9 protein-coding genes are annotated in these 9,807 nt (G+C 67.8%); 3 read left to right on the top strand and 6 right to left on the bottom strand.

Annotation, left to right across the window (positions count from 1 at the left end; all coding sequences use genetic code 11):
- Together A5652_RS05920 and A5652_RS05915 are read left to right on the top strand one after the other, a co-directional pair.
- Window positions 1–1,178, top strand: a 1,178-nt coding sequence (locus A5652_RS05920; protein ID WP_156745176.1) for an MMPL family transporter, incomplete at its 5' end; no start/stop codon positions are given.
- Entirely contained in the window at window positions 1,175–1,711 is a 537-nt protein-coding gene (locus A5652_RS05915) for a hypothetical protein (protein ID WP_067347679.1), read from the top strand. The genes A5652_RS05920 and A5652_RS05915, both read left to right, overlap by 4 nt.
- 1 nt (window position 1,712) lies before the next feature.
- On the opposite strand, the gene A5652_RS05910 is transcribed toward A5652_RS05915, so the two are convergent.
- Complete coding sequence (locus tag A5652_RS05910; protein ID WP_067347675.1) at window positions 1,713–2,396, bottom strand: hypothetical protein; 684 nt, start codon at window positions 2,394–2,396, stop codon at window positions 1,713–1,715.
- On the bottom strand, window positions 2,393–3,061 hold the full coding sequence (locus A5652_RS05905) for a hypothetical protein (RefSeq protein ID WP_067347671.1): 669 nt from the start codon (window positions 3,059–3,061) through the stop codon (window positions 2,393–2,395). Before A5652_RS05905 ends, A5652_RS05910 begins: the two co-directional genes overlap by 4 nt.
- Before the next feature lie 41 nt (window positions 3,062–3,102).
- Between A5652_RS05905 and A5652_RS05900 the strand changes: the two genes are divergently transcribed.
- Window positions 3,103–5,091 (top strand): M13 family metallopeptidase, encoded by a 1,989-nt coding sequence (locus tag A5652_RS05900; protein ID WP_067347666.1) that lies wholly within the window; start codon window positions 3,103–3,105, stop codon window positions 5,089–5,091.
- Here A5652_RS05900 and A5652_RS05895 read toward each other — a convergent pair.
- From A5652_RS05895 to A5652_RS05880, 4 genes are all read right to left on the bottom strand, one after another.
- The gene (locus A5652_RS05895; RefSeq protein ID WP_067347663.1) at window positions 5,075–7,315 is read right to left on the bottom strand and encodes a molybdopterin-dependent oxidoreductase; all 2,241 of its coding nucleotides are present in this window, start codon (window positions 7,313–7,315) and stop codon (window positions 5,075–5,077) included. The genes A5652_RS05900 and A5652_RS05895 overlap by 17 nt on opposite strands.
- On the bottom strand, window positions 7,305–7,907 hold the full coding sequence (locus A5652_RS05890) for a TetR/AcrR family transcriptional regulator (RefSeq protein WP_067347658.1): 603 nt from the start codon (window positions 7,905–7,907) through the stop codon (window positions 7,305–7,307). The genes A5652_RS05895 and A5652_RS05890 overlap by 11 nt, the downstream gene beginning before the upstream one ends.
- A 168-nt stretch (window positions 7,908–8,075) precedes the next feature.
- On the bottom strand, window positions 8,076–9,119 hold the full coding sequence (locus tag A5652_RS05885) for an Ig-like domain-containing protein (RefSeq protein ID WP_067347655.1): 1,044 nt from the start codon (window positions 9,117–9,119) through the stop codon (window positions 8,076–8,078).
- Between the two features lie 117 nt (window positions 9,120–9,236).
- Window positions 9,237–9,807: MFS transporter (locus A5652_RS05880; protein WP_156745175.1), on the bottom strand; the 571-nt coding region annotated here is incomplete at its 5' end.

Here is a 9,807-nt window from a genome sequence, read left to right as displayed (position 1 = left end):
AGTGCTTCCTGCATTCCGGTAACACCCGCGATGCCGTGGCCTACGGCGTCAGCACCAGCGCCCGCACCATCACCAGCGCGGCGCTGATCATGATCGCGGTGTTCGTCGGCTTCGCCTTCGCCGGCATGCCGCTGGTGGCCGAAATCGGCGTGGCGTGCGCGGTCGCGATCGCGGTGGACGCCACCGTGGTGCGGCTGGTGATGGTGCCGGCGCTGATGGCGATGTTCGCCCAGTGGAACTGGTGGCTGCCGCAGTGGCTGTCTCGCGTGCTGCCGTCGGTCGACTTCGACCGGCCACTGCCGGAGGTCGACCTCGGCGACGTCGTGGTCATCCCCGACGACATCTCGGCGCTGGTGGCCCCGAGTGCCGACCTGCGGATGGTGGTCAAGTCGGCCGCCAAGCTCAAACACCTGGCGCCCGACGCGATCTGCGTGGCCGATCCGCTGGCCTTCACGGGCTGTGCCCGCACCGCGCAGGCGGCACTGGGTCCCGACGAGGAGAAGTCCCGGGGTCTGGGACCCGGACAGATCCCCCACCAGGTCGCCCTCGGCGAGGAGAAGGTCGGCGTCGGCGTGGGGGCCGACAAGAAGCCCGGCACCAACGGCCATACCAATGGCTCGCCGGCCGCCAAGAAGCTGGTCAACGGCCTGACCTCGCGCAACGGCATCGCCAAGGCCATCACGGGCCGGCCCGTGCATCCGGTGACGTTGTGGCGGGGACGCCTGTCGGTGGCGATCGACGCGCTGGAAACCGAGACCGGCGCGGCCGCCGACGACGGCCCGGCGTACGAGCGGCGCAGCCCGGTGGAGACCACCAACGTGCAGCTGCCCACCGGCGACCGATTGCTGGTACCGACCGGTGCGGAGACGCTGCGGCTCAAGGGCTACCTGATCATGTGCCGTAACAGCCGCCGCGATTATGCCGATTTTGCAGACATGGTCGATACGTTGGAGCCCGAGACCGCCGCGGTGGTGCTGGCCGGAATGGACAGGTACTACTGTTGTAAATCATCCAGGCGGCAGTGGATTGCCACCCAGCTGGTCCGTCGACTCGCGGATCCCAACCCTAGCGACTACCCGGAAGACCAGGGATTGGAAGCCGAGGCCGACTCGGACTGGGAGGGAATCAGGCAACGCTGCATGTCCGTGGCCGTAGCGATGCTGGAGGAGGCGAGGTGACGTTGGCACCCGACCGACGCCCCGCGCCGCCGCCCCGCCGGCCGGCCCCCGAACAACGTCAAACCGGCAACGGGCCAACCGGGTCCTTTCAGGACACCGATCAGCCGGTCGAGTTCTGGCCGACCGCGGCCATCCGTTCCGCCCTGCAGGGCGGTGACATCGCGACCTGGAAGCGCATCGCCGGCGCACTGAAGCGCGACCCGTACGGGCGGACCGCCCGCCAGGTCGAAGAGGTCCTCGAGGGCACCCGGCCGTACGGCATCGCCAAGGCGCTGTGGGAGGTGCTCGAGCGTGCCCGCACCCACCTGGAGGCCAACGAGCGCGCCGAGGTGGCACGCCACGTCGGGCTGCTGATCGACCGGTCGGGTCTGGCCCCACAGGAGTTCGCTTCCCGCATCGGGGTCACGGCCGAGGAGCTGGACGGCTACCTCGACGGCAGCACCAGCCCGACGGCCGCGCTGATGATCCGGATTCGGCGGCTGTCCGATCGGTTCGTCAAGGTGAAGTCCGCTCGCTCAGCCGAAGCGAACTGATCTATCTGACCGGCAGCACATCGGCGACCAGCCAGTCGCTGCCCCGCTTGGTCAGCGTCACCCGGAGCGCAGGCGCCGCCTGACTGGGCGGCTGCCCCGGCGTGTTCTGAGTGACCCGCAGGACGACCGCCACACTGGCAGCCGACGGCCCGAGGGCCTCGACTCCTGCCGACACCGTGGTGGCTTGCGCGGTGACGTTGTGCTGGGCCAGCTCGGCGCTGGACTTGGTGTACTGCTCCTTGAAGGCGGCCGCGTGCTCCGGGACGATCATCCCCGTGGCCCGGTCGATGGAGCCGGCCGGGGCGGTGGGGCTGAATGACGCCATCGCCTCCGCCATACCAGTGGCGATCTGAACGACTCGATGGGAGTCGTCGGTGAAGTCGTTGTCCGCCTTGGTCCAGTGCGTGTAGCCGGTCGCGACGGCCCCGCCGAGGGCCGTCGTGCACAGCAGCACGACCGCCAACCGCAGCCCCGGAGCGTCGTCGTCGGTGCCGAGGCTGACCGAATCGCGGCGCAGCAGCCAGAAATTGATCGCCACGCCTTCGACGATCAGCAGGATCAGCACCGAGCACACCGACACCCACCACAGCGGCCAGCCCAGCACCAGCCCGATAGCCAGCAGGGCCGCGATCGCGGCCAGCGGCGCCAGGATGTCGAAGGCGGCCAGCCGCCAGATGTTTCTCATCGAATCGATGCCAATCCGGAGATCATCTGCTTGCCGTCCACGTCGGAGACGTCCAGCCGCAGACTCCAGTGCACGGTCTGCGGCTTGGCCCCGACGTTTTCGCTGACCGACGTGGCGATCAGTATCACCGAGTCGGTTCGACTCGCGAACGGCGGCAGCTTGGTGGTGACCACCGGCCGGGCGATGCCCGGCTGGGTGTCCAGATCGTGGTGCACGGTTTCGATCGCCACCGCGTCGATCCGCCCGGCGCTCTTCGACTGCAGCTTCTCCACCACAGCCTTGTACGGCTGCACGGCGGCATCGAAGTCGGTGTTGAGTTCGCCGACCGTCCCGTCGTGCAGCCGCTGCAGGCTGGCGTCGACATTGCCGCTGTTCATGTTGATCAAGACATTCGCCCAGTCCGCGGCGGTCTGCATGGTGCGGCTCAGGTAGCCGCGTTCGGCGACCTGGTCGCGGTGATCGGACCAGATGATGACGCCGAGCACCACCGCGGCCACCGACACCACACCGAGAACCGCCGACGCGATGCCGTAATGGGAAAACATTTCGGCGCTTTCGGATTGCTCCCCGTCGACGTCGCTGGAGTCGTCGTTCGAGTCCTCGTCGGGGTCGACGTCAACGGAATCTTCTTCGGCAGGTTGCTCGGTTCGCTGGCCGTCGGACATGGCCCGATCGTTGCATCCGGGAAAGATGGAAGGATGGCGGGGTGACGAATACGGCCATCCGCTCGGGCATCGACCTGAGCTTTGTCGACGACAGCATCCGCCCCCAAGACGACCTGTTCGGTCACGTCAACGGCCGCTGGCTGGCCGAATACGAGATACCGGCGGACCGGGCGACCGACGGCGCCTTCCGAGCGCTGTATGACCGCGCCGAAGAACAGGTGCGCGACCTGATCGTGGAGGCTAGCCGGCAGGGTTCGGCCGCCGCGGACGACGACGCGCAGCGAATCGGCGACCTGTATGCCAGCTTCCTCGACGAGGCCACCGTGCAGCGCCGCGGCGTGCGGCCACTGCGCGACGAGATGTCCGTGATCGACGACGCCGCCGACGCCGACGCGCTGGCCCGGGCCATCGGCGCGCTGCAGCGCACCGGCGCGGGCGGCGGCGTCGGAGTGTACGTGGACACCGACGCCAAGAACTCGGCCCGCTACCTGGTGCACTTCACCCAGTCCGGCCTCGGACTGCCCGACGAGTCCTACTACCGCGAAGAGCGGCACCTCCAGGTGCTGGAGGCCTATCCCGCGCACATCGCGCGGATGTTCGCCCTGGTGTTCGGCGGGGACCCGGCCGAGCACGTCCAGACCGCCGAACGCATCGTCGCGCTGGAAGGCAAGCTCGCCGAGGCGCACTGGGATGTGGTCAAGCGCCGCGACGCCGACCTGAGCTACAACCTGCGCACGTTCGCCGAACTGCGTGACGAGTCGGTGGGCTTCGACTGGGCTGGTTGGGCCACCGCACTGGGCGCCAGCCCCGAGTCACTGGCGGAAGTGATTGTGCGCCAACCTGATTACCTGCGCACCTTTGCCGAGTTGTGGCGAAACGAGGATCTCGAGGTGTGGAAGAATTGGGCGCGGTGGCGGCTGATCCGCGCGCGGGCCTCCTGGCTGACCGACGAGCTGGTGTCCGCGGACTTCGACTTCTACGGCCGGCTGCTGACCGGCGCCGAGCAGATCCGGGAGCGGTGGAAGCGCGCGGTGTCCCTGGTGGAGAACCTGATGGGCGACGCCGTCGGAAAGCTTTATGTTCAGCGGCATTTCCCGCCCGAGGCGAAGGCCCGCATCGACGAGCTGGTCGCCAACCTGCGGGCGGCCTACCGGATGAGCATCAGCGACCTGGACTGGATGACGCCGCAGACCCGGGAGCGGGCGCTGGCCAAGCTGGAGAAGTTCACCGCCAAGGTAGGCTACCCGGCGAAGTGGCGCGACTACTCCACGTTGGTGATCGAACGCGACGACCTGTACGGCAACTACCTGCGCGGGTACGCGGTCAACCACGATCGTGAGCTGGCCAAGCTCGGCGGGCCGGTGGATAAGGACGAGTGGTTCATGACGCCGCAGACCGTCAACGCGTACTACAACCCGGGGATGAACGAAATCGTCTTCCCGGCAGCAATTTTGCAGCCGCCGTTCTTCGATCCCGAGGCCGACGACGCGGCCAACTACGGCGGCATCGGCGCGGTGATCGGGCACGAGATCGGGCACGGCTTCGACGACCAGGGCGCCAAATATGACGGCGACGGCAACCTGGTCGACTGGTGGTCCGACGCCGACCGGACCGAATTCGGCACCCGCACAAAGGCTCTCATCGAGCAGTACGACGCCTACACGCCGCGTGGCCTGGACAGCGGCCATCACGTCAACGGCGCATTCACCGTCGGGGAGAACATCGGCGACCTGGGTGGCTTGTCGATCGCGCTGCTGGCCTACCAGTTGTCGCTGAACGGCCAGCCCGCCCCGGTGATCGACGGCCTGACCGGCGTGCAGCGCGTGTTCTACGGCTGGGCCCAGGTGTGGCGCACCAAATCCCGTGAAGCGGAAGCTATCCGGCGGCTCGCGGTGGATCCGCACTCGCCGCCGGAGTTCCGCTGCAACGGCGTGCTGCGCAACATGGACGCCTTCTACGACGCCTTCGAGGGCGCCGACGCCGGCGCGCTGTTCTTGGAGCCGGACAGCCGGGTCAAGATCTGGAACTGACCGGCGCGGCCTCGATCCGCGCGGGCACGTGCTTGTGCCACGGCGTGCCGGCGTACGGGTCGCGCCACTCGGTCGAGGTGAGCGCGTTCGGGGCGACACCGGGAGTGACGGTCCGCCCTTCGGCGTCGAGGTAGTCGAGCCCAAAACCGTTGGGCAGGGCGGCATGACCGGCCATCATCGTCTCGGTGATCTCCACGGTCGCCTCGGCGCTACCGGCAGCGGTGCTGATGCGCGCCCGGCACCCCTCGACCAGTCCCAGGATCTGGGCGTCCTCGACGCTGATGCGCAGTGCGCCGTCGGTGTCGCGTTTGCGCCAGGTCGGGTCCCGGAAGATGTCATTCGCGGTGTAGGCACGCCGCTCCCCCACCGAGAGCACGATCGGGAATTCCGGTGTGGTGAGCCGGGGTGGGGTGCGGGACAGTGTCTTCAATTCGTCGAGCATGGACGGAATTTCCAGGGCGATCTTGTGATCGGGGTGGCTGATCAGCGTGAAGTCGTCCTCGTAGTTGTGCACCGTGAAGGTCACCCCCGACGGAGTGTCCAGGATGGCGTCGAACAGGGCGTTCCCGTCGGCGTGCCCGGCGCGCCGCACCGCATCCGGATAGGTCAGTGCGGTTTTTTGCGCGAGGCCCCACAGGGCGGCCGCGCCGCGCAGCCCCTCGGGCAGCGTCGGCCCGAGTGTTTCGTAGAGGACGTACGGAAGGAGGTGCGCCACAGTGGGATTGGTTCCAGCGGCGCCGAGGAATGCTTCGGTGTATGCCTGCCGGCCGTTTCGTGCGGCTTCGTGCAGTGGCCGCAGATCCGCGTCGTCCACCACACCGAGCGCCCGCACCAGCCGTGCCCAGATCTCGGGTTCGGCCAGGGTTCCCGGCAGGGGCTCCATCAATGGGCGGCGCAGCTGGAATGTGTTGTGCGGGAATTCGAGGTTGAAGAAAGTGGCTTCCGGCTTCTCGAATTGGGACGCCGCGGGCAGCACGTAATGCGCGAGCCTAGCGGTCTCGGTCATCGCAACGTCGATGACCACCACCAGTTCCAGGGCTTGAAAGGCCTCCCGGCACGCGACCGAGTTGGCCAGCGAGTGCGCGGGATTGCTGCTTTCCACGATCATGGCCCGGAACCGGTCCGGGTGGTCGGTCAGGATTTCCTCGGGCACGACATTGCTGGGCACCAGTCCGGAGATGATCGGTGCACCGGTGACCGGTGTGCGGCCGGAGAATTGGCCGAACAGCGGAGCGAACGATGAATGCAGGTGCTGGCCACCCTTTTTCGCGAAGTTGCCGGTGAGGATCCAGAGCATCTTGTTCAGATAGGAGCACAGGGTGCTGTTGGGTGCCTGCTGCACGCCGAGGTCCTCGAACACCGAGACGCTGGCGGCAGTTCCGATGCGCCGCGCCGCCGCGCGCAACAGTTCCTGGTCAACCCCGCAGCGTTCGGCGTAGTCGCCCACCGGAACCTCGCGCAGCGCGGCGCGCACGGCATCCGCGCCGCGCACATGCTCGCCGAGAAATGTTTCGTTGCACAGGTTTTCCTGGACGAGGATGGCGGCCAGCGCGGCCAGGCACCATGCATCGGTGCCGGGTCGCACCCGCAGGTGGAAATCGGACATCTTGGCGGTGTCGGTGACCACCGGATCGATGACGATCATCGAGCGGGCCGGATCTTTGGCGATCTCGTTGAGCACCACCCGCGCTCGCGGGAAGCTCTGCGACATCCAGGGGTTCTTCCCGACGAACACCGCGACTTCGGCGTGCTCGAATTCGCCCCTGGTGTGACCACCGTAGAGGTGCCCGTCGATCCAGGACTCACCGGTTTTCTCCTGCGCCAGCGCATTTGAGCGGTAGCGGGAGCCCAACGCCTTCAAGAAGGCGCCGCTGTAGGCCCCGCCCAGGTGATTGCCCTGCCCGCCGCCGCCGTAGTAGAAGATCTTGTCGCCGCCGTAGCTGTCGCGAATGCGCCTGAAGCCCTCGGCGATCTCCACGATCGCCGTGTCCCAGTCGATCTCCTCGTAGCTGCCGTCCGCGCGGCGGCGCAGTGGGGAGGTCAGCCGGGCACCGCTGTTCTGGTAGTGGTCCAGCCGCAGCGCCTTGTTGCAGGTATACCCCTGTGAGGCGGGGTGCGCCTTGTCACCGCGGATGCGGGCCAGCCGGCGGTCTTCGACTTGGACGACGATGCCGCAGTTGCATTCGCACAGGATGCATGCGCTGGATTGCCATTCACCGGTCATCGCAGTCTTCCTTTCCGGGCGCCTGATGGGGCGAGGCCGCCAGCAGCAGATCGCGCAGTTGGCGGTGGACGATGTCGAGGGGCGTCAGGTCACGTCGCACCCGCGCGAGCACGATCGCGCCCTCGAGCGAGGCGGTCGCCAGGACAGCCAGCTCGCGCGCCCGCTCCGGCGGAATGCCGTCCGCGATGAACCGCGCGGCGATCAGATCCGACCATCGTTCGAAGACCGCCGCGGCGCGCTCGATCACCATGCGTTCGGTGTCGTGCTGCTCCCCGGATTCGACGGAGACCGCAACGATGGGGCAGCCGGCGCGGTAGTCGCTCTCGAGTAGCTGCGCGCGGTACTTGTCGATCAACGTTTCCAGCAGTTGCAATCCATCGTCGGCGGTGGTGATGACGGCGGCGACATGCTCGCCGGCGTAGTCGACGGCGTCGCAGAGCAGTTGCGTGCGCCCGCCGGGGAAATAGTGATAGGCCGATCCGCGGGGCGCGCCGCTGTGCTCGAGCACATCGGAGATCGCGGTCGCGCGCGCGCCCCGCTCCCGGATCAGCAGCGCGGCGGAGACGACCATCCGCTCGCGTGGACCACGCATTGCAGCTCCTCAGAGGTCTCAGCTTATGTATGATGCTATACATAACAGCCTGGCGAGCGGAAGTCCTCGTGGCGGTTGCCCGGGTCACTGAACGCCGACGCCGGCGCACTGATGCGAAATCGCCCACTTCCGAAGGGAAATGGGCGATTTCTGCGTTGTCGCTGCGGGCTAGTTCATCCAGTCGGCGGAGCCGTCGTTCTTCTTGTACGAGCCGCCGCTGGAGTTCTTCACCACGATGGGGTCGCCAGGACCGAAGTTGTCGAAGAACCACTTCGCGTTGCTGGGGCTGATGTTGATGCAGCCGTGGCTGACGTCGCGCTTGCCCTGGTCATCGACGGACCACGGTGCGCTGTGCACGTAGTCGCCGACGTTGTCGAAGCGGACCGCGTCCTCCACCGTCACCTTGTAGCCGTAGGTCGAGCTGACCGGCACCCCGTAGGTCGAGGAGTCCATCACCACCGACGCCTTCTTGTCCTGCACGTAGTAGGTGCCATTGGGGGTCTGGTGGTTGCCGGACGTCATGCCCATCGACATCGGGATGGTCTTCTCCACGGTGCCGTTACGCGTGACGGTCAGCTGGTGGGTGGCGTCATCGGCCGTGGCGATCAGCGTGTCACCGGTCTGAAAGGTGGACACGGTGCCGCCGGCGTCGACCGTCACCGCGGTATGCGCGGGCCAGAAGTTGATCGGGCGCCAGCGCAGCTGGGTCGGGGTCATCCAGTAGAACTTGCCCGGTACCGGCGGGACCGACGAGACGTGCACGGCGCCGATCGCCGCGTCGGCGTTCTCGACCGTTCCCGGAAAGTTGATGATGATCGGCTGGCCCACACCCACGGTCGAGCCGCCCTTGGGGACGAACGACGGCGGCCCGAACGGCGCCGTGCCGGTGAACGGCGTCGCGTTCTGCCCCTCGGCCGAGGCCGCCGCGGGCTGGGCGTTGGGCGCAACCCACGGCGCGGGCGGCGCAAGCGGGTTGGGCGGCGGCGGGGCCGCCAGCGGGTCCGGCGGAGGCGGCGGCGCCAACGGATCGGGCGGCGGGGGCGGCCCGGGCGGAGCGGCGACGGCACCTGGGTCGGCGGGAGCCGGATCCGGATCCGCCGATGCGGGAGCCGCGCTCAGCACCAGCGCCAGGCCCACGACGGACGCCAAACCGGTTGTGCTCAGAGCGGCGAAGAGGCCCTTCCTAGTCCCGGCCCTCGTCCAGCCTGACATACGCATACCTCCACTCGTGTTCTCGACACAGTGTGGCATAGGAGCCGTGCCAGCTACCGTCACCCACGGTTTGCCGCGCCCCGCGAAGGGTGCTGATTACGATCCTGACCTGGGGGGCTATGAATCGGGTGAGCTTGTTGGAGCAACGTCCAGCATCCGCCGGTTGGCCGCGATGCCGGCCAGCGCGACGGCCATCAGGACCGCCGAAGCGGTCAACATCATCGTGACGCTGCGCTCGTAGAGCAGGCCGCCGACGAGCGAGCCGGCCATGATGCCGACCTGGAACGCGGTGACGTAGAGCCCCGATGCTCCGTCGGGGTCGTCGGCCCCGTTGCGCATCGCGGCGGATTGCATCATCGGCGAGACCGCGGTGGCCATCGCGCCCCACAGCACTATGGCGGCGGTTCCGATCAGCGCGGTGGCCACGCCGGTCCTAGCACCGAACGCCAGGCCGGTCAGCGCCACGAAGGCCGCCGTCAGCCCCGTCATGCACAGGATGACGGCACTCTTGGGCCGGTGATCCAGCGGCCGCGCCACCAGCGGCAACGACAGCAGGCCGGCCAGCCCGTAGGCGGCCAGCACAAACGCGAGGTTCGGCCCGCGCACGCCGAGGACGTTGCGGATGATCTCGACGATGAAGGTGTAGGACACGAAGTGGCCGGTGACCGCGATCATCGCCAGCACGCTC

The organism is Mycobacterium sp. 1165178.9, from assembly GCF_001673555.1.
Taxonomy (GTDB): Bacteria; Actinomycetota; Actinomycetes; order Mycobacteriales; family Mycobacteriaceae; genus Mycobacterium.
This window is presented reverse-complemented; position numbering and strand designations above follow the sequence as displayed.

Bases quoted from the DNA above. Each gene is read 5' to 3' on its own strand.
- A5652_RS05905 (WP_067347671.1), bottom strand. From the start codon at position 3,061: ATGTCCGACGGCCAGCGAACCGAGCAACCTGCCGAAGAAGATTCCGTT.
- A5652_RS05885 (WP_067347655.1), bottom strand. From the start codon at position 9,119: ATGTCAGGCTGGACGAGGGCCGGGACTAGGAAGGGCCTCTTCGCCGCT.
- A5652_RS05890 (WP_067347658.1), bottom strand. From the start codon at position 7,907: ATGCGTGGTCCACGCGAGCGGATGGTCGTCTCCGCCGCGCTGCTGATC.
- A5652_RS05910 (WP_067347675.1), bottom strand. From the start codon at position 2,396: ATGAGAAACATCTGGCGGCTGGCCGCCTTCGACATCCTGGCGCCGCTG.
- A5652_RS05895 (WP_067347663.1), bottom strand. From the start codon at position 7,315: ATGACCGGTGAATGGCAATCCAGCGCATGCATCCTGTGCGAATGCAAC.